Source organism: Faecalicatena contorta (assembly GCF_001404335.1).
Taxonomy (GTDB): Bacteria; Bacillota; Clostridia; order Lachnospirales; family Lachnospiraceae; genus Faecalicatena; species Faecalicatena contortus_B.
On sequence record NZ_CYZU01000010.1, the window covers coordinates 53,535 to 75,326 of the forward strand.

The 21,792-nt window shown below is 39.8% G+C and carries 24 protein-coding genes and 1 pseudogene; 4 read left to right on the plus strand and 21 right to left on the minus strand.

Annotated elements, in window-relative coordinates:
- Window positions 1–110 precede the first annotated feature (110 nt).
- The 10 genes from ARB69_RS07180 to dinB all read right to left on the minus strand — a co-directional run bounded on the left by ARB69_RS07180 (window position 111) and on the right by dinB (window position 6,089).
- Entirely contained in the window at window positions 111–584 is a 474-nt protein-coding gene (locus ARB69_RS07180; RefSeq protein ID WP_174518400.1) for a sigma factor-like helix-turn-helix DNA-binding protein, read from the minus strand.
- A gap of 326 nt (window positions 585–910) precedes the next feature.
- Entirely contained in the window at window positions 911–1,342 is a 432-nt protein-coding gene (locus tag ARB69_RS07185; protein WP_055152288.1) for a hypothetical protein, read from the minus strand.
- A 4-nt stretch (window positions 1,343–1,346) separates the two neighbouring features.
- Window positions 1,347–1,559 carry a sporulation initiation factor Spo0A C-terminal domain-containing protein gene (locus ARB69_RS07190; protein ID WP_055152290.1) on the minus strand — a complete coding sequence of 71 codons (213 nt, stop codon included), beginning with the start codon at window positions 1,557–1,559 and terminating at the stop codon, window positions 1,347–1,349.
- A 151-nt stretch (window positions 1,560–1,710) separates the two neighbouring features.
- Window positions 1,711–2,028 carry a helix-turn-helix domain-containing protein gene (locus ARB69_RS07195; protein WP_055152293.1) on the minus strand — a complete coding sequence of 106 codons (318 nt, stop codon included), beginning with the start codon at window positions 2,026–2,028 and terminating at the stop codon, window positions 1,711–1,713.
- Between the two features lie 190 nt (window positions 2,029–2,218).
- A complete protein-coding gene (locus ARB69_RS07200) occupies window positions 2,219–3,058 on the minus strand; it encodes a PD-(D/E)XK nuclease family transposase (RefSeq protein ID WP_055152370.1) in 840 nt (279 codons plus the stop codon).
- Window positions 3,059–3,167: 109 nt separating this feature from the next.
- Window positions 3,168–3,530: a hypothetical protein gene (locus tag ARB69_RS07205; protein WP_055152372.1), complete on the minus strand. Its 363-nt coding sequence runs from the start codon at window positions 3,528–3,530 to the stop codon at window positions 3,168–3,170.
- 9 nt (window positions 3,531–3,539) lie between these two features.
- Entirely contained in the window at window positions 3,540–4,112 is a 573-nt protein-coding gene (locus ARB69_RS07210; RefSeq protein ID WP_055152295.1) for a hypothetical protein, read from the minus strand.
- Between the two features lie 250 nt (window positions 4,113–4,362).
- Window positions 4,363–4,602: a hypothetical protein gene (locus ARB69_RS07215; RefSeq protein WP_055152297.1), complete on the minus strand. Its 240-nt coding sequence runs from the start codon at window positions 4,600–4,602 to the stop codon at window positions 4,363–4,365.
- Between the two features lie 9 nt (window positions 4,603–4,611).
- Window positions 4,612–4,827 (minus strand): DNA-binding protein, encoded by a 216-nt coding sequence (locus ARB69_RS07220; RefSeq protein WP_055152299.1) that lies wholly within the window; start codon window positions 4,825–4,827, stop codon window positions 4,612–4,614.
- Window positions 4,828–4,841: 14 nt separating this feature from the next.
- Window positions 4,842–6,089: a DNA polymerase IV gene (gene dinB / locus ARB69_RS07225; protein ID WP_055152301.1), complete on the minus strand. Its 1,248-nt coding sequence runs from the start codon at window positions 6,087–6,089 to the stop codon at window positions 4,842–4,844.
- A 193-nt stretch (window positions 6,090–6,282) separates the two neighbouring features.
- Here dinB and ARB69_RS07230 point away from each other — a divergent pair, with 193 nt between their 5' ends.
- Complete coding sequence (locus ARB69_RS07230; RefSeq protein WP_055152303.1) at window positions 6,283–7,014, plus strand: XRE family transcriptional regulator; 732 nt, start codon at window positions 6,283–6,285, stop codon at window positions 7,012–7,014.
- A 55-nt stretch (window positions 7,015–7,069) separates the two neighbouring features.
- A complete protein-coding gene (locus tag ARB69_RS07235; protein WP_055152305.1) occupies window positions 7,070–7,270 on the plus strand; it encodes a helix-turn-helix transcriptional regulator in 201 nt (66 codons plus the stop codon).
- A 60-nt stretch (window positions 7,271–7,330) separates the two neighbouring features.
- On the opposite strand, the gene ARB69_RS07240 is transcribed toward ARB69_RS07235, so the two are convergent.
- A complete protein-coding gene (locus tag ARB69_RS07240) occupies window positions 7,331–7,714 on the minus strand; it encodes an MmcQ/YjbR family DNA-binding protein (protein WP_055152307.1) in 384 nt (127 codons plus the stop codon).
- Between the two features lie 247 nt (window positions 7,715–7,961).
- Between ARB69_RS07240 and ARB69_RS07245 the strand changes: the two genes are divergently transcribed.
- Complete coding sequence (locus tag ARB69_RS07245) at window positions 7,962–8,285, plus strand: MobC family plasmid mobilization relaxosome protein (RefSeq protein WP_055152309.1); 324 nt, start codon at window positions 7,962–7,964, stop codon at window positions 8,283–8,285.
- Window positions 8,252–9,610, plus strand: coding sequence for a relaxase/mobilization nuclease domain-containing protein (locus ARB69_RS07250; RefSeq protein ID WP_055152311.1), 1,359 nt, complete (start codon window positions 8,252–8,254; stop codon window positions 9,608–9,610). Before ARB69_RS07245 ends, ARB69_RS07250 begins: the two co-directional genes overlap by 34 nt.
- A gap of 174 nt (window positions 9,611–9,784) precedes the next feature.
- On the opposite strand, the pseudogene ARB69_RS07255 reads toward ARB69_RS07250, so the two are convergent.
- From ARB69_RS07255 to ARB69_RS07300, 10 genes and pseudogenes are all read right to left on the minus strand, one after another.
- A pseudogene (locus ARB69_RS07255) lies at window positions 9,785–10,900 on the minus strand (HD-GYP domain-containing protein); the annotation flags it as partial.
- Window positions 10,875–11,612, minus strand: coding sequence for a ParM/StbA family protein (locus ARB69_RS07260; RefSeq protein ID WP_055152313.1), 738 nt, complete (start codon window positions 11,610–11,612; stop codon window positions 10,875–10,877). The gene ARB69_RS07260 and the pseudogene ARB69_RS07255, both read right to left, overlap by 26 nt.
- A gap of 118 nt (window positions 11,613–11,730) precedes the next feature.
- Window positions 11,731–12,102, minus strand: coding sequence for a metal-dependent transcriptional regulator (locus ARB69_RS07265; RefSeq protein WP_055152315.1), 372 nt, complete (start codon window positions 12,100–12,102; stop codon window positions 11,731–11,733).
- Between the two features lie 17 nt (window positions 12,103–12,119).
- Window positions 12,120–13,448, minus strand: a complete 1,329-nt coding sequence (locus tag ARB69_RS07270) for a salicylate synthase (RefSeq protein ID WP_055152317.1) — start codon at window positions 13,446–13,448, stop codon at window positions 12,120–12,122.
- Complete coding sequence (locus tag ARB69_RS07275; RefSeq protein ID WP_055152319.1) at window positions 13,432–14,343, minus strand: alpha/beta hydrolase family protein; 912 nt, start codon at window positions 14,341–14,343, stop codon at window positions 13,432–13,434. Before ARB69_RS07275 ends, ARB69_RS07270 begins: the two co-directional genes overlap by 17 nt.
- Window positions 14,344–14,381: 38 nt before the next feature.
- Window positions 14,382–15,755: an MATE family efflux transporter gene (locus tag ARB69_RS07280; RefSeq protein WP_055152321.1), complete on the minus strand. Its 1,374-nt coding sequence runs from the start codon at window positions 15,753–15,755 to the stop codon at window positions 14,382–14,384.
- A gap of 18 nt (window positions 15,756–15,773) precedes the next feature.
- Window positions 15,774–17,522, minus strand: coding sequence for an ABC transporter ATP-binding protein (locus tag ARB69_RS07285; protein WP_055152323.1), 1,749 nt, complete (start codon window positions 17,520–17,522; stop codon window positions 15,774–15,776).
- Complete coding sequence (locus tag ARB69_RS07290) at window positions 17,515–19,296, minus strand: ABC transporter ATP-binding protein (protein WP_055152325.1); 1,782 nt, start codon at window positions 19,294–19,296, stop codon at window positions 17,515–17,517. Before ARB69_RS07290 ends, ARB69_RS07285 begins: the two co-directional genes overlap by 8 nt.
- Window positions 19,297–19,419: 123 nt before the next feature.
- On the minus strand, window positions 19,420–20,379 hold the full coding sequence (locus ARB69_RS07295) for a helix-turn-helix domain-containing protein (protein WP_055152327.1): 960 nt from the start codon (window positions 20,377–20,379) through the stop codon (window positions 19,420–19,422).
- 5 nt (window positions 20,380–20,384) lie between these two features.
- Window positions 20,385–21,788 carry an ABC transporter ATP-binding protein gene (locus ARB69_RS07300; protein WP_055152329.1) on the minus strand — a complete coding sequence of 468 codons (1,404 nt, stop codon included), beginning with the start codon at window positions 21,786–21,788 and terminating at the stop codon, window positions 20,385–20,387.
- Between the last annotated feature and the right edge of the window lie 4 nt (window positions 21,789–21,792).

Genomic DNA, 21,792 nt, shown 5'->3' on the forward strand with positions numbered 1-21,792 from the left:
GTTATTATTGGATATTCAGTTATCATGGTGCAATTTAGGGAGTCCTTAAAGCTCCTCTAATTACTAAAGTCAAATGACTTCGGCAGATGCAAAAAATTTTCAAAAATTTTTTAAAAAAATTCTTTCATATACATTTCACGCATTTTATTAAGGATCGATTTCAGCTTGTAAGCTAATACCTGTCTGGAAATCCCCATAATCTCTGCCATCTGTGTCTGTGTCTTATTTTCAAAGAAAATGCCATAAATAATCATGCGTTCCTCGGTATTCAGCTGATTGATCACTTTATGAATATCCTGCTGTTCCATTTTCGTCAGTACACTGTGCTCCACGTCACAATTCAGATCCGGGAAATCCTCAATCATGAATCCTTCCCCATCAATAGACTGTCCACTGTAAGGTACCTCCCGCAGCATCTTATCCACGACTTTCCCCTCTTCGTTCTTAATCTCAACTTTTTTTGCCTTGCTGCTTCTGTAAAAATTGTTCATCGCATACGCAACTTCTTTTGTAATCTCGATCATTTCTCCATCAATATTTGCGTAGTACTTTCCTTCATAAAAATATGGGTGTTCAATATACATATCCGTTCCTCCTGAATTTGAAATCTTGTTGCTCGTTTCAAATCCAGAAGGCGGACCTCTGTTTAGGATCATGCCTGCTCCGCCTTTATCCTGCCGGGACATACCCGCAGTTATTGGCCGAGAAATTCAGGCACGAAAAAAAGCCCCAGTAGTTTTTTCTTAACTACTGAGGCTTTCGTCTCTTTCCTATATTCAGTTATCTATGCCTTCTTTCATCAGCATAATCATTGTATCAGGATAAAGTTCACAAAGTATCCTCAATACGTTCCCATAAGTTCATGTCATTATTGAAATCGTACATATTTCAGTATAAAAAGTTCACTGTGTTATTCTTCTACTTCTTTTCCATCTATATATAGTTGAAATTTATCAAGATTATTGACAACATCATAGTTCTTACCATATTCTACAGGTCTGTATTCGGCTGTCATTACCGATTCCCCATCTTCAATATCCTCTTTCCATAAATAGATGTTCATATCAAGACTCGTCGCATATCCCCTGTCTGTGGAGAATTTTGTCGAATGAAAAGAATCATCCTTGTACATCTGCAAAAGCTCTCTTGCAAACGCTTCTCTATCCTCAATATTTTTCCGGTTAGCGACCACGGTTAAATTTTCATCCCGATTTACGGAAAATGTTCCTACCACATCCGGTTCACCTTCCTTATGACTTGATTCAGGTTTCCCATAAATACTTCCTGCAGCAATTATCAAGATCACTGCTCCTGAGCTCACTGCAATTATCTTTTTCTTCATATTTTTATTTTCCTTTTAGTTTTTTTACTGCGTAATTGATTACTTCTTCCGGTGTGGGTCTGTCTCCTTTAAGTGTAATTTTCTTCCATTCTTCCTGCACAGCCGGATCAGGATTATCAAATCCTGCATCTATGGCTATCTGCATTTCTCTGCGTACTTCTTCTGGTGTTGTGTTGTACTTTTCTGCAATCTTCTCATAAATAGTTTTCTCTCTCATTCATTTTCCTCCAATATATAAGTAGAATTACACCTTGTTCTATAGAACCAATTTAGCATATTTCTATTATCATGAAAAGACACTTTACAACTTAAAGCTGAATAAAAGGTCAAAAAAAAGAAGAGCTACTTGCTCTTCCCAGTTTGTCATATTACTCTTCCAATAATGTATGAATTACTTTGATAATTTTTTTCTGCTCTTTGATCGGAAGTTTATCTATTTTTTCGGTCAGCTCATTGGTAACACCTGTAACTGAATGTGCCACAACATCAATCAAAAGAGTATCTGCAGAAACATCTAATGCATTTGCAATTGCAACAAAGGTATCCAATTTTGTAACTTTCAAGCCTCTCTCTATTACACTCACGTGCGTCGGACTTAAATTTACTAATGCAGCCAGTTCCTCTTGCGTGAGATTTTTTGCTTCTCGTGCTGATTTGATTCGCTGTCCTACTGCTTTCAAATCCATCGTAACACCTCCTCCAGAACGATAATTCGGTCTAAAATTAGTATACTGATGGATAATTGAAAGATACAGAATCTGCAAATCAAGTTATAGTTCTATAGAACTAGATTTCATTTTTTTATACATGCAACAAACAAAAAAGCTACCAGAAAAATTAGTATCCCCTGGTAGCTCCATTAAAATTTATCATTTGTTAATGTGCAACACTCATGCTCTCATCAATCCATTTTTGCACGATATCAACACCAACCTTAACTGCTTTAGCAATCTTATCAGCAGGTAAACCCATCTCTGCAAGGGCAATCGTTGTTTCTTTTGCTTTTTGCATTTCACCGCTTTCAATACCTTCACTGTAAATCTGTTCCATCTCACGGCACATGAATTCCACCCCTTTCTGTGTTTCCTTCAATTCGTATACTCTGTCTGCAAGTACCTTACTGTGCATATCTTCCGCATTCTTACAGTGAAGATCATGCATCAGTCTGCCTAACTCCGTATCTTCTTGTTTCTTGGAATTTACATAGATAATATGAGCTTCGTCTTTGAAATTCTCACTGACTTCCTCTATTTTCCTGTCTATATGATAAATCGGAAGTCCATAGCCAAGTGCATCGTCTCTGGTGATGAAGATCACATAACTTTCTGGCAGTTCTTCAAAATCCTGCCCCGGATTTAATGTATTCATATCCATCAGTCCACTATGATATCTTGCCCGTTTCGGAGATGCACCTTCATTATCCTGCTGGATTTCTACATCCATCTGCTTTCCGTCAGAATCTCTAACTACACAATCCAGAACAGCTGAGCGTCCCTGCAAATTCTTATAGTCTTTCTGAAGAACCTGGTCAATAACTTTCAGATCCTTTTTATCCATGATTACCTGCAGAACATATTCTGTACATTCCCGTTTTTTTAATACGTTCCGCATGAACACATCGCTCATGATGGTAAGGTCTTTTAAGATACCCTTGTATCTTTCGTAACGTGTTTCTAATGCTTCTGTCTTCACAATTTCTTCCTTTGTCACGTTCACTCCCGCCTCCATTCTTTGCTAATGTCAAGACAGGTTTTAAACGTCTCCTGTCCCAATTTCATCTTAACATCAAAACCAGCTTTTCACAAGCCAATATTTCCTGTATCCATTAAAAACAATAATTTCCAATCAGCTGCATCCAACTATTATATTTGTTCTTTTCACACACCTTCCGGCATATGTCATTTTCCAGAAGCACACAGAACATCTTGTCATAATCAAATGCCCAAACAGCACCCTTCACATGGTTTTCCACTGCTTTCTGATCTATGCTTTTTAACCGGCTGACCATTTTTTCAATTTCTCCATTCCCCAGGTTACCGATATTTTTACAGATAAACCGAAAAAACTTCAATGTTGCATATTCATCATGCCAATGGAACTCTTCCGGGTTGTTTTTAATTTTGCTGGCTCGTTGCTGCTCTTTGATGATCTGAGCAGCCACGCCTTTCATCGAATCTTCGTATCTCATATTACTCACCTACTCTTCCTCAACGCCCAGTGACGGTTTGAATCTTTTATCCTTTGCCTGCGGTACCACAATCTCATAAAAATAAAATCCCAAATACCCAAGTGCCTGCTTCTTCATCTTATAAAAAGAAGTTCTTCCGATTCCCAGCTCCTGCTGTACTTCCACATCCGTCTTACTGTAATGGCTGCAAAAACAGGAATGAAGGATCTCACTGAGCATCACACCATTCGGTGCATAGAACTTCACTAATGTCATTCCACGATAGATCATGTCAGATAAGCCATAAATGATCATCAGGTTATTCATTTCCCGGTGCATCTTCGGCACATTCAGTTGATTATTATATATGCTCAGGTAACTCAACGCATATGCCATATCTTCATTGATTTTCTCCTGACACTCCATATCCAGTTCTTCTAATACAATCTGATTCTCCAGAATCAGCTTCTGATAACCTGTCATCAGCTTTTTAATATCTGTATAATGTCTCTCAATCGTAGCTTCCAGATAATCCTGTGCATGGCTTGCCATCTGGAATGTAATCTCTTTCATTGATTTAATTGCATAATCTCTGTCTGTCATCTGTTTCTTATTCTCCTTATCACAATCACACTAACTGGCGGTCTTTCAGACCAGTTCGCTTTCCCCATGATTTTGATGGGAAGCAATTACTTACTACAACTTGCAGAAGAGGATATCCAAAAGGCATTGTGGGAGCTGCCTTTGCTGACCGGAGTCCATCTTCTTATGTAAAACCTGCAGGGATATAAAGGGAAAGTGACTACCTCTGCCGGTTAATAATCCAAATACTATCGTCTATACCAATCTCTCCTTATGCTGTTTTTCTCTCCATGAACCATTTATCCACTTCATAGAATAAATGGCTTTCCTGCCCCTGTACCATACAGGTGTACATCATTCCTACACCGCCTGCCTTTCTGCTTGCACATCTCTCAATTTTTATAATTCTGTCAATACTATATTTTCTGCCATCCTCCCAGGTAAAAAATATGGGAACCAGCTGTCCGTCCTTGCGAAACTCTGCCACTACATCTACATATACTTTATTCATGCCGGCACCTCACTCTAAAATTTCTATCGCTCTTGGCGATGCCGGGATCCTGCGGATATATCCGCTCTGCTCCAACTGCCTGATCCTTGAAAAAGCAGATGACGCTGATTTCAGACCGAGCAGCTTTCCAAATTCCCGGACTGTAGGCGGATACCCATGCTCATCCTTATATTTCAAAATGCATTGATAACTTTCTTCCTGTTTTCTTGTTAATGCCTGTTTCAACTCTATCCCTCCCATTACCCATGAAAATAACTATGTGGGTGGACCGTGTGCGTACCAGCGTCTAAGTGGGATAAGACTTTATCCTGATACATTGCCGCCCGCTGTATGCTGAAATATCCAAACCGTCGTCTGATCTCATCTACAGTGCGGTCCATTTTTTCTAACTTTTCTTTTTTCTCCTGATTTCCAAATAAATCCAACTGCACCGGAATATCCTCTAACACAAGACCGGAAGCCCGGATACCAAGACTTCTGATAGGATGCTCCCATTTATAATTGTCCTTAAACAACTGAAATGCTGCTTTTACAATCTCATCTGTGATATTCGTCGGCTGCCGCAAATGTATCTGCCGTGTAAAACTGAACAAGCCATTATCCCGAACCGTTATTTCAACTGTCCTGCATTTAAACCCGTGTTTCCGCAACCGTGCAGATACACTTTCTGCCAATGCCATTTGAATGATCCAGACGTCCAGATCATTTTCCAAGTCCCTCGGTGTTGTGGTGCTATTGCCAATGGACTTTACCGGAGCTTCATACCCTTCCTTACAAACCGGATCTTCGTCCCAGCCATTTGCGAAAGACCACAATACATTTCCTATTTTCCCGAAATGGCTCTCTAATAACTTTTCATCTGCTTCCGCAAGCTGCCCGATTGTCCGGATGCCCAGCTTTTGCAATTTCTTATTTGTCTGCCTGCCTACATACAGCAAATCTGACGCCGGAAGCTGCCAAATCATATCTTTGTAATTCTCGTGATTAAGCTCTGTAATGGCATCCGGCTTTTTGTAATCAGAGCCAAGTTTCGCATAAATCTTATTCCAGGAAATTCCAATGCTTACAGTTACGCCAAGTTCATATTTGATCCGGTGGCTGATTTCTCCCGCAATCTTCATTCCGTTGCCTTTCAGATTTCCACTGTCTGATACATCCAGCCATGCTTCATCAATGCCATAAGGTTCGATCTTGTCCGTATACTCAGAATAAATTTCCCTTGCCATTTTTGAAAACCGTAAATACAGATCCATCCTCGGAGGCACTAATACGATTTCCGGGCAAACCTGTTTTGCCTGCCACAATGCCATTCCGGTTTTTACACCCTTTCGCTTGGCAATATAATTTGCTGTCAGTATAATTCCATGCCTTGCGTCCGGATTGCCGCCAACCGCCAATGGCATCCCGGCAAATTCCGGGTGATGCAGCATTTCCACACTTGCATAAAAGCAGTTCATATCACTATGCAGGATTATACGTTCACTCAAATTTCCCACCTCCGGTTCTTTTTTGAATTTTCATATCTTATCAATTTCTGTACACTAAGTATAAATCTACATTTTGGAGATAGTCAAGTAACATGTTGGTTGTTTTTCTCCTTTTCGGAGATTTTTCTTGATTTTCTTTCTGACTTGCTATATAATTACATACAGAAAGTTTAAATAGAAATGAGGCGGACTAATGCGAGATTTCGGGAAGATATTAGCAGAAAACAGAAAAAAGAAAGGATATTCTCAGGCAGAACTGGCAGAACTGCTTTCTCAGGAAGGCATTCAGGTCACTACAAAGGCAATCTCCAAATGGGAGACTAATGCACGGGAACCATCTTTACATGTTTTCCTGAAACTTTGCCTGTTGCTTGACATTGAAGACATATATGAATCTTTCTTTGGCGAGAACCCCTATAACATTATGAGTGGATTAAATGAAGCAGGCAGAAATAAGCTAATTGAATTTGCAGGTATTTTAAAGGCTTCCAATATGTTCACCCGCACGACTGCAAAGATTATTCCATTCCGTCATCCCGTGGAAATATTCTGGGAACCTGTTTCTGCCGGTACCGGAAACTATCTGGAAGACTCTGCAAAGGAAATTTATGATGTAGGGCATCTTGCCCCTGAGCAGACAGACTTTGGTGTGCGGATATCAGGTGACAGCATGGAGCCACTGTATCACACAGGCGATGTTGCGTGGATCCAGAAAAAAGATTCTATTGCCAATGGAGAAGTTGGAATCTTCTACCTTAATGGCAATACTTACATCAAGAAATTACATGATGAGCCGGACGGCGTTTATCTGATTTCCCTAAATGAGAAATATCAGCCTATCCATATTTTAGAAACCGACTCTTTTAAGATTTTCGGAAAAGTTATCGGGAAATGTAAAGGCGCTGAAATCCCAGGATTCCAGTAGGTTCAATGGCAGACTTCTCAATCTGCTGATAATCCAATACAAAGGAAGTGATTGAATGGCAATCAATAATACGCTGAAAGATATTCGTGAAGAGCGAAATCTCATTCAGGCAGACTTGGCAGAAGCCGTTGGTTCCTGCAGCCAGACCATCGGACGCATTGAACGTGGGGAAAGAAATCCATCCCTTGAGATTGCAATCCGACTGGCACATTACCTGAAAATGCCTGTAGAAGATATTTTTCAAGTTGAAGACTAAGATGTAAAAGTCAGAGAAAAAAACCGAGGAACAATCCCCGGTTTTTCTTTTACTAAAAAATCAACTTATTTCTTTGTTTTCCTTTCTGCCTGCCCCGTCAATCAGGTCATAGCTCATATCCAAGAAATCCAGTATCTTTGCTTCACTGACCGAACCATCCAGCAAAATCGTAATCCAGTGCTGCTTGTTCATGTGGTATCCCGGTAAAAAACCATAAGTCTGAATGATCATATTCGTCATGTCCGGCTCACACTTTACATCCATGACATCCACCGGATTGTTTCCTTCTAATCCTAATTTTCTTCTGTCAACCGTCATGATAACCGCATACCATTTTCCATTTTTATGTCGCAGTACTGCACTGTCCGGCGATTTACTCCATAAATATTCTGGAACTGTGCCATATTGCTTCTGCACATATTTAAAAATCTCTTCTTTCTTCACAATCTATTCAACTCCTGATTCTTCTGATATCCTGTCCATAATCATAACACATTTTCGTGAACGGTACTACCTGCCAAATTCTTTTGCATTTTCCCGGTTCTCCTGACTTTAACTAATAGAGGGGTAAAACAGCAAGGACAGGAAGTGAGGATACACTTCCGGGAAATCCCAATTTAGGGAACCCTGCCCTAAATTGAAAAAGCTGAAAGCAACGATAATACTGCCCTCGTGAAAGGAGAAAATGCCAATGGCAGAAAGAAAGAGAAATAAGGAAATTCATTTTTATGTAACAGAAGAAGAACGAAAGCTAATCCGCAGAAAGATGATAGAATCAAAAACCAAAAACATGGGAGCTTATCTTCGTAAAATGGCAATCGACGGCTACATCGTCAACACTGATACCACTCCATTAAAAAAACAATATGAAGAAATGCATAAGATTGGTGTGAATATTAATCAGATTGCCAAGAAAGTAAACAGCACCGGAGATCTGTATCCGGAAGAAATGCAAGAATTGAAAGAGATGGTGAAAGAATTATGGCGTATCTTAAGATCTTCCCCATTAAAGTAACAGACAAGAAAGCTCTGGACTACATCACGAATCCAGATAAAACAGATGAAAAACTTCTGGTTTCCAGTTTTGGCTGTTCTCCGGAAACTGCAGATCTTGAATTTTCTATGACTAGAGAAATGGCAAAAAAGAATGGAATGGACAAAGGTGATAACCTGGCATTTCATCTGATCCAGTCATTTAAACCTGGAGAAGTTGATGCCGAAACTGCCCATCGCTTAGGACAGCAATTTGCAGACGAAGTACTGAAAGGAAAATATGAATACGTGATCAGCACCCATGTTGATAAAAATCATATCCACAATCACATCATCTTCAACGCTGCAAGTTTTGTTGATCATCACAAGTATGTTTCCAATAAGCGGAGCTACCATAAACTCTGCAGAATCAGTAATCGTATCTGCCATGAAAATGGACTTACCACCAGTATGCCAACCGGAGAAAAAGGTAAAAGTTATAAAGAGAACATGGAATATCATCGTGGGACCAGCTGGAAAGCCAAACTGCGTGTTGCGGTTGATAAGGCAATCTGGACTTCCATCAACTACGAGGAATTTCTACAAAAAATGCAGTTAGCGGGATATGAAGTTCGACAGGGAAAACATCTATCCTTCCGTGCACCGGAGCAGAAGAATTTCACTTATATGAAATCTCTTGGGAATTATTATAGCGAAGAAAATGTCCGCATCCGTCTGGCTAAAAATCGTAGCAAAGCGAAAGTTCCAAAGCATCTGTCCATAGAAGCTCGCCTGTATATCAATATCTCCACTTATGTTACGACCGGCAATCGAGAAGGATTTGAACGATGGGCAAAACTCAATAACCTGAAAGAAGCAGCCCGCACCTTCAACTATCTTTCCGAAAATAACCTGCTGAATTATGAAGATTTCCAACAGCATGTTTCTGATGTTGATGCTTCTGTTAAAGCGGCTGAGCAAAGAATAGTACAAATCAACAGTGAACTGAGCACGCAGAAAATCATTCAAAAACACTGTGATTCTTACCGGCTTTGCCGTAAAGTGATTGAAGATTGCAAATCTGCTAAAAGTCCAAAAGCATACCGCACCAAACATCAGGCAGAATACCAGCTCCACGATTCGCTAAAAAAAGAGCTTCAGGATCTCGGTGTTACCAGAATCCCAAGCTCTAATAAAATTCAGAAGCAAATTGAAAATCTTGAATCTGAACAGGCTGCTACTGTCCGAGAAAAACAGGAATTGCAGAAAAAGCAAAAGACACTGGATATCATCCGGCAGAATTTCGCAGCACTGCTTAATGCTCCAGAAATGCAAGTTCCCGTATCAGGAAAAGAGCTAGCTCTTTAAAAAGAAGAGGTACCTACTTAACGGTGCCTCTTCCTTTCCATCTAATCTATTCTTGCGCTACCCTATCACACTCGCACCCAAAAGTAGTCCACGCATACTTATTTCAATCAAAAAAAGAAAAAGAGCATATGAATTTGATTGATTCCATACACTCTATATTTATAATCTTCATACTTATTTTGCCATGTCAAAATACCCGATAATTCCTATGCATACATCTTTCTTCATAGGCGACCACAGCGTATGTAATTTCAGTTTGTACATCTGACTGTCATTTTCCACTGTTGCTTTTATCTGCACAGAAATTTCTTTATTTTGCACAGATGTCTGACGCAACAAAACACGAATATATTGAACATCTTCTTCAATTACTCCAAATTCTTTAAACAGATCAAATTCCGGATTCTTTCTCTGACATAATATCTTCTGTTTTCCGTTTAGTATAGTTAACTGACCTGAAATCGTATTGTAATCAATCGAATTCAATCCACTGTTTGATTTGAAGAAATCTATCTTTTCCTGCATGACCTTGGCAACACTCTGTGAATAGTTTTGATTCGGCAGGGATTTATCATTGAGTATTTCATTCGAAAGTCTCTGTATTTCATGAGAATATTTATTATCGTCCATCTCTTTATTAAGCATTTTTGAAAGCTGAATACTCAGTTCTTTCAGACACTTAAGAAGGATGGGATTAAATTGTCCACATTGTCCGTCCAGGATCATTTGAATCGCTGTATCATGATCAAAAGCTTTCTTATAGCATCTTTCACTTGTAAGTGCATCATAAACATCAACAATTGATACCACCTGTGCGGAGATTGGTATTTCTTCACCTTTCAATCCATCCGGATAGCCCTTTCCATCCCATCTTTCATGATGCCACCTGCAGATTTCCCATGCGGTATGTACCAGTGGATGATCTTGTGGAAAATCCATGTCCTTAATTATAGCCGCGCCAAGCTCACTATGGGTTTTCATAATCTTAAATTCTTCATCGGTAAGTCTGCCTGGTTTATTCAATATTTCTTCCGGAATACGAATCTTACCAATATCATGAAGGGAAGAAGTAGTTGTAATCAAAGCAATATCTGCCTCTGTCAAAGGATAAGCATCTGCTACTTTTACCAGTTGTCTCAGCATCATCTCCGTTGCTGTTTTAATATGCAGGATGTGTTCTCTGCTCTCGCTGTTACGGGATCCCAATATATTACTCATAATCCGGATCATGATATTATTATTTTCTTCTTTTTCGTAAACCTGATCATAAATCACATTGATTCGCTTCTTGCAGTACTGCACGAACTACTTTCTCCTCATAGAATCCCTTTTTTCCTTGTATAATACTGTCAATATCCGCTTCTTCTAGCAACACATCATAATTCGCACGCATCCGAGCTGTAATCCGGTTGTAAAGACTAATGATTCCCGTTTCCATAGAGTCGCAGATCTCCATATCCTCAATTCCGGAACGGAACATCAGATAATCTGTTGTAAATCCACCAATGTCCACACCTACTACTTTAGGGTAAGAACGTATCTCCCGGTGCTGCAGCATAATCGCCGCATAATCCTGGGGAAATGCCATAACATCTGTGATAGTTACATGATATTCTTTTTGCTTATAATTAAATTGAAGCATTTCTCCAGTTCCCCAGAAAAACGTCTCATATTTATCATAGAGTTCCGCAAAATGCTTCGGCGGCAGTCCTATTGGCATTTGAACTTGGATTAAATCACCTTTTTCGATATTCGGGTTTAATTCCAGTTCCTTTGCTATTCCTAAAAGTGTCAATAAGAAAAATCTTTGATCGGCAGTCTTATCTCTCTGATATGGAATTCTCCGGTTACTCGGCACATAAAATTTTCCGTTATACTCCAAATAATCAATTCTCCTGCCTGGGCTAATATCACTTTCGCTGATTCCAGTCGTAAATACTGTATGAACCGTTTTGATATTTCTGTTTCCATGGTCGATTGCAATTCTGATTCGTTTTATCATATAGAATCTCTCCTTTTTTCTTTTCTACTTATTACATACGTTTTCTGTACGTGAAACGCAAAATAATAAGCAGAATATTATAAAAGGATCTCCTATATTTATATATGAGTTCTCGCCGTCATCCCTTATCCTTTTCATGATGCTGCTTTAGTTTAAGAAAGGATTCATCACTGACACAGTGTTCAATACGGCAGGCTTCAGTTTCCGCTATGTTGGGGCTGACTCCAGCAGATATAAGCTGTTCCTTAAAAAACTTATGCCGCTCATAAATTTTCTCTGCAATTTTTCGCCCTTCCTCTGTTAAAGAAATAAAGTGCTTATCATCCTTTGTAAGAAAACCGCCGTCACATAAAACATTAACTGCATGGCATACGCTAGGCTTTGAAACTCCTACATAACGGGCGACATCTACCGAACGTACCTCTCCCATTTTCTTTTGAAGAATGAGAATTGCTTCTAAATAATCTTCTCCCGATTCATACAGCTTCATTCACTATTTCCTTTCGCTTAGACACTAACTAACGTTGCAGCAACACTGCTTACCTTTTCTTGTGTCTCTGTAAATTCACGTTCCGGATTAGACATTTCGACAATTCCAGCTCCAACTCTAATCCATGTTTTTTCCTTATTTTGAAAAATACTTCTCAGGACAAGTGCGGCATCCATATAACCATCCTGATCTGTAATCAATACACTTCCGCTATATAAACCTCTCGGTTCTTTCTCTATTCTCCCAATAGCATCTATTGCCTGCTTTTTCGGTATTCCAGAAGCTGTTACAGCAGGGAATAATTTACATAAAGCATGCCATGAATTGAATTCTTTTCTCATTTTCCCTTTAAGCCTTGAACCCAGATGTTGTACGGTTCCTCTTTCCATAATAGACATAAATTCTGTAACTATTACCGTTCCTTCTTCACAAATCTGTTGAAGTTCCTCGGCAGCCAGCTTTACAGAAACTGCGTGTTCTGCTATCTCTTTTGTATCACGCAAAAGTTCCTCGCGTAATCTTTTATTCTCCTCTACATCTTTTGTTAAAGCTCGTGTCCCAGCTAATGGAAATGTATAAACATTTCCATCTCTATCTATCTCTGTTACAGTTTCAGGACTAAAACCTACTACCTCCATTTCATCCATCTTGCAAATATAAGAACGTGCCGGCGTGTTAACAGCTCTTCCTGCCGCAAAGGTTTTAAACATATCAAGTTTACAATCCACTGGTATTTTTCTTGACAAAATTACTTTTTGATAATTATTATTTCTTATTTCTTCTACTCCAGTAGTAACGATTTTTTTATAATAGTCTTCATCGTAATTAATTATCGAATCTGCAATCTCTAACTTTTCTTTTATATCTTCAGGAAATCCAATCTTTTCACATAAAACTCTATCCAATCGCCTTTCCATACACTCAATTTCATCCCTTGTAAAAGATTTTAGTACTACTGTATTTCCATTAATTCTATACTCCTTTTCAGGAATAAAAAAATGTAATAAAGCATCTGTCTCCGGCTCCAAACTCAAATCATATGTATATCTCGCAAGTGAAAAATTAGCCAGACCATACATTCTCCAATCTTCGATTTCTAATCCCTCTAATAGCGCTTTCAAATCTATGCATAAATCATTTATTTTTTTCTTTATCGTTTCTTTTTCAGATATTATAGTGATAAAATTTTCCGTCGCATAAATTTCAATATACTTTCCAATACCTACCGATATTTCTTTTCCATTTTCATATAAGCAAAAGTATTCTTCATTATCATACAACCTAATCGCATCTGTACAAGTTATAGCATTACTCCGCTCTACAATTTTTTTAATATATTCTTTCATTTCTACCTCCAATAAATTTTTCTATAGTATCAAATACCTGTTTATTTAGTTCATCTCCGTTTGCATTCTTTATTCTAGTTGGATAATGCCCTACATCTTTCACTAACAAAAATTCTACCTGTTTATGATCCAACTCTTCCTTTAGATTATATAAAGACTCTTTTAAGGGGACTTGTTGATCTTTATCTCCCTGTATTATCAGAACTTTGTTACGAAATTTTTTAATCCCTTCTTTACCACTAAGAGATGCATAGTTTCCAAATTGGACTCGCTCAAAAATTTTGAGCCAAAATTGTATCAAATATGCAAATAGCTTCATCGATTTTTGCATGCTACCTCTGACAAATCGATCCGGTATATCAAATGCCGATACTGTAATGGCTTTATTCACATTACTGTTTTGAATATTCAAAAGTGCTGCAGCAGCATAAGCACCCGTACTATGGCCAAATACAACTATCTCTTTCACTGCCTCTTTTTTAAGATATAATACAGCACTTTCAGCATCTATAACAAATTGTGCAAATCCTTTTAAGGCTTTGCCTTCGCTCTCTCCACAACCTGTCATATCATATGCAAACACAGAATATCCTCTATGAACAAATTCGGATATTTCTAATAGATAATCACTATGCGTAAGCCCGTGTCCATGTATAAACAATATAATCTTATCTTTAGATAATTCCTTTTGATTATTCCAGTAATAATATCCCGTCAATCGATTACAATCTGAGAAAAATTCTACTTTCTTTCTCTTTAATTCTATCTGTTTTATATCAACTATCTTTGCATTAACTCTTTTACCAAATTGTATTCGATAGATTATAACTGTAATAACACAGGTCATCAAAAAGATGAGTATTACTGCTAACAACAAAATTCCTATTATACCCATAATTACCTTTCTATAAATAGATAGACATTTTCAATTAGTTATTCATTCTGTTCTTTTAATATATCTAACCGTTTAAACTCAGTGCATTCCAACCCTATCGCAACCCAAAATACAATAATATCTGTTACCAAAGGAGCAGTAAACACGCCGTGGATACCTAAATTTGCTATATGCGGCATTATCATAGCTGCCGGGATATAAATAGCAATCTGGCGTAAAATCACTAATATACTGGCTTTTGAGGCCCGTCCCAGCGATTGCATTAAAGTTAAAATCACAACCCAAAATCCCAAAACTATGTAAGAGATAAAGAACAGTCTGAAATCGCCTACACCCTGAGTTACCACTTCCGGCGTTGTGATGAATAGCGAGAGCATAGCTTTTGGTGCGATCATGATTGGAAGATAAAAAATCATTGCCAGTAAGGTAGCTGCCATCACAAAGGCTTTTGTGATGTACTTCACGCGGTCATATTGCTTTGCACCATAGTTCGTTCCTACCGCTGGCTGATACCCTTGACTAAGGCCCCATAGCGGGATAAAAGCAAAGGATTGTACCCTCAACGTAGCTCCAAGAATTGTCTGCCAAGTATCACCGCCATATTGGGCCGCCACGTTATACAAGACCGTCTGCTGAACTAATAACATAACCTGCATAAGCATGGCGGAGAATCCAATACCAAAAATTTCTGAAAATAAAGTCTTTTCCAGATGGATTCCATTGATTTTAACATTGGAGCTTTTCTTTACAAAGTACCAGAGTGTCAAAGCCGCCTGCACGAATTGGGAGATAATCGTTGCATAAGCCGCGCCCTCGGCTCCCATACCGTAAGGACGCAGGATAAGAATAAAAATTGGGTCTAAAATGATATTCAGGACAGCAGCACCGCCGTTAATAAGCATGGCGCGTTTTAGTAGACCCTCTCCACGCATAATCATATTAGCGGATTGAGCGAAGTTGACAAACAGGCTTCCGGCAAATATGATACGCAGATAGCGGGTTGCAATATCTAAAATTTCACCGCTTGCGCCGGAAAGCATAAGTATCTGTTTTGTAAAGATCATCCCAACAGCCATAATAACAATAGAAAAAATCAGATTCAGGGCAATCAGATTTCCCATAATTTTATCCACGGTACTCTGGTCTTTTTTTCCTATGGCCCTAGATAAAATCGACGCTGAACCCACACCGATCAAAGTTGCAATTCCTGTGTTTACCAGTGTAAATGGATAAGCGACTGATACAGCGGCCATAGCGTTATCACTTACCATCTGGCCCACATAAACAGCGTCCATTAGATTGTAAAACCCGACAACTACCATCCCGACAATAGCGGGAATACTTAAAGTCAACATCAATTTCCACGGGCTATCATTGAGAAGCATTGAGCGTGTATCTGTTTTGCTCGACATCATATCCTCCTTTTGGGCTTACTGAATACGCCAACCCTCGGCTTGTTCACGGATTTTAATAAATTCCTGATAGGTTCCTTTTTGTGCCAACAGTTCTTTGTGGGTTCCTTTTTGTGCGACAGTTCCGCCGTCAATTACAAGAATCTGATCTGCGTTTTCAATCGTTGCAAGCCTATGAGCAATCGTGATAATGGTTTTTCCATGTGTCAATGCGGAAATCGCTTCCTGAATTAAATGTTCATTCTCTGGGTCAATGCTTGCGGTCGCCTCATCTAAGATTACAATAGGAGCGTCTTTCAACATGGCTCTGGCAATCGAAATTCTCTGTTTTTCGCCGCCGGACAGGGAAGAACCACCCTCTCCAATCACTGTGTTATATCCATCTGGGAGAGCCATAATAAAATCATGGCAGCGGGCGGCCTTTGCTGACGCGATAATCTGTTCGTCAGTAGCATTAGGGCTGCCAAATTTAATATTGTTCTTGATAGAATCCCGGAACAAATATACATTTTGGAAAACCATGCTAATATTCTTTAATAGGCTGTCACAGGTGAATCTGCGAATATCCGTGCCGCCTAATGTAATCGTTCCGCTATTTACGTCATAAAAACGGGCAATCAGATTACACAAAGTTGACTTACCGCTTCCCGATGGACCGACAATCGCAGTTGTCGTATTTTGAGGAATTGTAAAGTTTAAATCATGCAGTACTGTCCGATTATCATAGCCAAAAGACACATTTTTAAATCGAATCTCATAAGAAGCCGGGGTAATATCCGTTCCGTTCTGGTCGATATATGCCACGTTTTCCAGTGCCTCTAGTTTGTTCATAGCAGAATCCACAACTCCCAATGTGTGCACGGCGTCGTTGATACTTTCCACACTTCCAAAAATTACAAAAGAAAACAGAACAAACATCAGAAAGAAAGATAAATTCATTTGCCCGCCCAATGCCTGCCATGCACAGGCTAAAACGATTCCCATAGACGCAATTTTCAACGCGAACAGATGAAGGCAGTTAAACGGAGTATAACCTTTTTCCACTTTGATATGAATATCTTTTAAATCCTTACTGGCGTTTTTGAAACTTTGAATAGATGCCCCCTCTTGTCCAAAAGATTTTACAATCGACAATCCTCGGATATATTCAATCGCGGCCCCGGACATATCTTCCATTGCATTGTGAGTAGCAGAAGCAGTTTTTTCGCTGTGACGGCTAATACCATTTAAAGCGATTGCGGAAAGGACAACACCTACAATAGAGATTACCGCAGCTATCGGACTAAAGAAAAAGAAGCATAATACGATAGCGATAAATTTTGCATATCCGTTGATGATAACATCTACCATTTTCATCCCCTGCAATTCCAGGGTGGATAGTTCAGTGGTTACTCCTGCCAGAATGTCACCTACACTGTTCTGTGCGAAATACCCTAAAGGCACTCGTTTTAACACATCTCCCAAACGGATTCGCTGTTGGGAAGCTACTTCATATCCAATACTTTCCTGTAAAACAGCCCGCAGATAAGACAATATAAAATTAGCAATAATGGAGCCAATGATAATAAATAATACCTGCCAGATCAAACCTGTTTCTATAGTGGTTTGTGTCCAATAAGACTCTATCGCTTTATCAAGCGCATAGGCAGCGGCCATCGTTGGAATTGCGGTGGTCAGGCTGCTAAAAAATGAAAATACGGAGCCGAGATAAAGGCGGCCTTTATATTTACCTGCCCATCGGATAATCCGCTTCATGGACTTAAACATTGACAGACACCTCCTTTTTCTCGCCCACAGACCAATTTTTTGCACCTATATGAGCTTTCCACATATCTGCATAAAGCGGGCAGCGATTCAACAATTCTTCCTGTTTTCCGCAGTCAACAATCTGCCCCTTTTTCAAGACAACAATCTGATCTGCGTTTTGAATAGTAGAAAGCCGGTGAGCGATTACTAAAAGAGTTTTACCTTTCGACAGTGCCATGATTGACTTCTGGATTTTATCTTCATTCTGTGGGTCAGTGAACGCGGTCGCCTCATCCAAAATCACGATAGGCGCATTTTTAAGAATCGCCCGCGCTATGGCTATCCGCTGTTTTTCACCGCCAGAAAGCCGTTTCCCTGCGTCACCGGCAGATGTATCATATCCTTTTTCCAGACGCGAAATAAAATCATCACAGCAGGCGGCTTTTGCCGCCGCATAAACTTCTTCATCACTGGCTTTTGGATTCCCTAAACGTATGTTTTCTTTTAAGGAGCAGTTAAACAGGAAATTGTCCTGTGTTACAAAACTAACCAATTCCGATAATTGACGAATGGAAATATTCTTTATATCTTTGCCCCCAATCGTAATATTTCCCGCAGTTACATCCCAGAAACGGGCAATCAGCCGTGCAACCGTTGATTTTCCACCGCCAGACGGTCCAACAAGAGCCGTGAAGCTACCTTGGGGCATTTTTAGACTGATATTATGTAAAACCTCATGCTCTTGAGTGCCGTCATAGGAAAAGGAAACTTGATTCAACATAGTATCTGTGTGTAGAATTGGCACACTTTCGCCAGAATCCGGCAATACCGGGAGATTAAGCAACTCATTGGCGGCCTCTACTGCAAATTCCATAGACTTTGCTTCATTGATGAAAGTTGTCGCTTTCATCAATGGCCCAACAATGCTAAGAGAAAGGATAACCCCCATCGCCAGTTCTGCCGGTGAAATACTTTCTGACTGCACCAATAAAAGTCCGATAGGGAGAACGCCTAATAAAGTTGTCGGCATAATTGCCATCATTAAGTTCATGGATTTCCATGTACCTTTGAACCACGCCAGAGTAAAATCTTTGAAAGACTGAACAGCTCCCACAAATTTTTCATAAGAGCTGGTACTTTGATTAAAGGCTTTTACGACTTCAATTCCCTCCACATACTCGATGATAATGCTGTTTACATGATTGTTGGCTTCCATATATGCGGCGTATTGGCTATTAAAGTTCTTCATAAGAAAGCCCATTGGAATCATAGCCAGAACCGGCGCAATCAGAACAGCCAATCCCATGCGCCAGTCAATCGCTAACATCCAGACAAAAATTGCAACCGGCAGCAGAAGATTGGAAGTCAATTCAGGAATCATGTGCGCCAAAGGTGGCTCCAAGTCCTCAACTTTATCCATAATGATATTTTTTAAATAACCGATACGCCGTCCGATCACTTCTCCTAAAGGCGCTCGCATTAAGCGATCTGCGATTTTCATACGAATCCCCTCCAAAATTGTATAGGCGGAGATATGCGCCAGAATAGTTGAGATACCAAAACAAAGGACACGAATCAAATAGCCAGCCGCACCAACCAGACACCAAAATAAAATCCCTTGCAAATCCGCAGTCCGATTGATAAAGGCAAGTAAAATTTCATACACCGCCCAAAACGGGATAAATCCGCCCGCAACGCTTAGGACGGCACACAAAACCGAGAGTGTCATTTTCCCTTTGCATGGGCCAGCAAAAGAAAACAGGATTTTGACCCAACTCTCTTTTTGTTGTTTCATAACAGTTCACCTCTCTTACATTTTTGATTGACAAGAAAAAGGATGGTTAGTCCTTGCCAACCATCCTAAATGTTATCACGATTTTAATTTTCTTTCCGCTCCATGCGGCCTTTTATGCACTAATCAGACAAAAGATTTTCGATATTCCAACGGCGTTTTACCCATTGTCTGATGAAAGGCTGACGCAAATTTGCTGGGGCTGTCATAGCCGACAAGCTGCGCGATTTCTGCCACCTTTAAACTTCGATCTGACTTCAATAACGAGGCAGCATAATTCATACGGTAAGTTCTCATGTAGGAAAAAATAGGGCTGCCATATACAGTCTTAAAACAATTTTTAAGAGGCGTCAACGCAATGTCAAAACGTTCAGAAAGTTCTTCAATCGTATAATTTTTAGTTAAATCCTGTGTCAATAGCGCCTGTATTGCTTTGATTTTTTCTACCTGCCCTCGGTAAAAATAAGGCCGTTCCTCGGTATGTCCTGATAACTCCAGAGCGTCTAAATATAAGAGCAGTTCAAGAACTTTGATCTTGAAATAGTCTTTTTTTATCTTTGCCGGAACATGATACAGCTCTGAAAAGATATGTTCAATGGCGGGCTCGCCTGGAATCACGAATGGCGTTTTAGTGCTGCAATATTTTTCCTGCAATTTATACAGATCGACAGGGAAATCTTTGATACAGTCTGGGATTTCCTGTGATGCTATCTTTAATTCAAAACCGATGGATATACCGTGATAATGGCATAATGGAAATGAAACCTTTCCATTATGATTTACCCGCCGGTCTATCCGCAGGTCGCCAGCTTCCAAGTAACTGTATGCGTCTGCACCAACTTCCTGTTCAATACGCCCCTCCAGGCAATGGTCGATACATAGCAAATCCATGTCTGTCTGGAAGCCAGAAACACACGCTTTCATGTGAAAGTCATTATACATCAGGAATACGCCCGGAAATACGGAATAGAGGGTCATCATTCCCTCACCAGAGCCATCACTCAGGCGCATGATTTTACAATCCTCGGTTTCAATCACATTTTGCACGTTTGGCCCGCAATTCATCTGTTGAAATAATTCAGACATTTCTATTACCTCCTTTCTGCAAAGCCTCCCTCCATATCAAATATTTTATCACAAGTGCGGCTCAAAAACTCAAAATCATGGGAAACGATTATGATAATCTTATTTTCCTCATTTAGTTTCCGTATCATATCGCTTACTTCCAACATCCTGTGATAGTCTAAACCACTGGTCGGCTCGTCGAAAACAAGAAGATACTTGTTAGAAAGAACTGCGGTTGCGACTGCCAGACGTTGCTTTTGCCCGCCAGATAGCGCCATTGGGTGACGGTCTTTAAAATCCAATAAATCAAAGGCTGTTAAAATTTCCTCTATCCGTTCTGGCGGACAATCTGGTAAGGCTAATTCACATTCATTCCATACACTATCGGAAAAAAGCTGATGGTTTACATCCTGCATGACACAGAAACTTGCCTTGTTTCGTTGTTTGGGATTTAGTTTTTCACCGTCAATCCGAATGGTTCCGCTTTCCTCTTTTAACAAACCACACAGGCAACGTGTCAGTGTCGTTTTTCCGGCTCCATTATGGCCGATCACACCAAGCACTTCTCCACGTTTAGCCGAAAAACTAATATCTTGAAACACCGGCTGCTTGTCAAAAGCGCAAGAGAGGTTTTCGACGGATAACCCGGTCTGGCTTCCTGCGGAATCAGCAGGTTTGAGGTTTAAGGCCGGGTGTACTAAACTACGCAGGCCCATTTCAATCCGCTTGCTTTCTGATAGGTTTTGAAATTCCTCCCTTGTAAAAGTTTGTACGATTTTTCCTTTTTGCAAAAATATCGCCCGGTCAATCAAATCCATCAGGAAATATAAGCGGTGTTCTGCTATAATAACTGTGCGGCCCTCTTTCTTTATTTGTATGATCTGCTGGCGCAAAATTTCTATGGCGTCAGCGTCTAAATTGGCTGTCGGTTCATCCAATACAAAGATACCTGGATTCATAGCATATACAGAAGCAAAAGCAAGACTTTGTTTTTCGCCGCCGGACATAGAAAAAATATTTCTTCCAAGAAGCGATTCGATTTTTAGGGAAGAAACGGTTTTATCGAAACGTTCCTTAATTTCTTTTGGGTCGGTTCCGGCGTTTTCCAGACCAAACGTAATCTCGCTGTCTGAATCTATATTGAAAAACTGCGATTTTGGATTTTGAAATACAGACCCTACCTGTTCGGCAAGCCGATACATTTCTGTTTTAGCAACTTCCGTCCCGTTTACCTCTGTTGTTCCTGATAGAATACCTCCCTCTACGAAATGTGGAATCAGACCATTGATCAGTTTGGTAACGGTGGTTTTTCCACAGCCACTTTCTCCGCAAAGAAGAATACACTCCCCCTGCTGGATTTGCAGATTAATATGCGAGAGTGTTCCTTGTTCTTTCTCATATTCAAAAGAAACATCTTTAATTTGAATCATGCAA

Bases quoted from the DNA above. Each gene is read 5' to 3' on its own strand.
- ARB69_RS07285 (WP_055152323.1), bottom strand. From the start codon at position 17,522: ATGTTTAAGTCCATGAAGCGGATTATCCGATGGGCAGGTAAATATAAA.
- ARB69_RS07235 (WP_055152305.1), top strand. From the start codon at position 7,070: ATGGCAATCAATAATACGCTGAAAGATATTCGTGAAGAGCGAAATCTC.
- ARB69_RS07300 (WP_055152329.1), bottom strand. From the start codon at position 21,788: ATGATTCAAATTAAAGATGTTTCTTTTGAATATGAGAAAGAACAAGGA.
- ARB69_RS07245 (WP_055152309.1), top strand. From the start codon at position 7,962: ATGGCAGAAAGAAAGAGAAATAAGGAAATTCATTTTTATGTAACAGAA.
- ARB69_RS07275 (WP_055152319.1), bottom strand. From the start codon at position 14,343: ATGGGTATAATAGGAATTTTGTTGTTAGCAGTAATACTCATCTTTTTG.
- ARB69_RS07205 (WP_055152372.1), bottom strand. From the start codon at position 3,530: ATGAGATACGAAGATTCGATGAAAGGCGTGGCTGCTCAGATCATCAAA.
- ARB69_RS07295 (WP_055152327.1), bottom strand. From the start codon at position 20,379: ATGTCTGAATTATTTCAACAGATGAATTGCGGGCCAAACGTGCAAAAT.
- ARB69_RS07250 (WP_055152311.1), top strand. From the start codon at position 8,252: ATGGCGTATCTTAAGATCTTCCCCATTAAAGTAACAGACAAGAAAGCT.
- ARB69_RS07215 (WP_055152297.1), bottom strand. From the start codon at position 4,602: ATGAATAAAGTATATGTAGATGTAGTGGCAGAGTTTCGCAAGGACGGA.
- ARB69_RS07280 (WP_055152321.1), bottom strand. From the start codon at position 15,755: ATGTCGAGCAAAACAGATACACGCTCAATGCTTCTCAATGATAGCCCG.
- ARB69_RS07180 (WP_174518400.1), bottom strand. From the start codon at position 584: ATGTATATTGAACACCCATATTTTTATGAAGGAAAGTACTACGCAAAT.
- ARB69_RS07270 (WP_055152317.1), bottom strand. From the start codon at position 13,448: ATGAAAGAATATATTAAAAAAATTGTAGAGCGGAGTAATGCTATAACT.
- ARB69_RS07195 (WP_055152293.1), bottom strand. From the start codon at position 2,028: ATGGATTTGAAAGCAGTAGGACAGCGAATCAAATCAGCACGAGAAGCA.
- ARB69_RS07265 (WP_055152315.1), bottom strand. From the start codon at position 12,102: ATGAAGCTGTATGAATCGGGAGAAGATTATTTAGAAGCAATTCTCATT.
- ARB69_RS07290 (WP_055152325.1), bottom strand. From the start codon at position 19,296: ATGAAACAACAAAAAGAGAGTTGGGTCAAAATCCTGTTTTCTTTTGCT.
- ARB69_RS07210 (WP_055152295.1), bottom strand. From the start codon at position 4,112: ATGACAGACAGAGATTATGCAATTAAATCAATGAAAGAGATTACATTC.
- ARB69_RS07260 (WP_055152313.1), bottom strand. From the start codon at position 11,612: ATGATAAAACGAATCAGAATTGCAATCGACCATGGAAACAGAAATATC.
- ARB69_RS07230 (WP_055152303.1), top strand. From the start codon at position 6,283: ATGCGAGATTTCGGGAAGATATTAGCAGAAAACAGAAAAAAGAAAGGA.
- ARB69_RS07185 (WP_055152288.1), bottom strand. From the start codon at position 1,342: ATGAAGAAAAAGATAATTGCAGTGAGCTCAGGAGCAGTGATCTTGATA.
- ARB69_RS07190 (WP_055152290.1), bottom strand. From the start codon at position 1,559: ATGAGAGAGAAAACTATTTATGAGAAGATTGCAGAAAAGTACAACACA.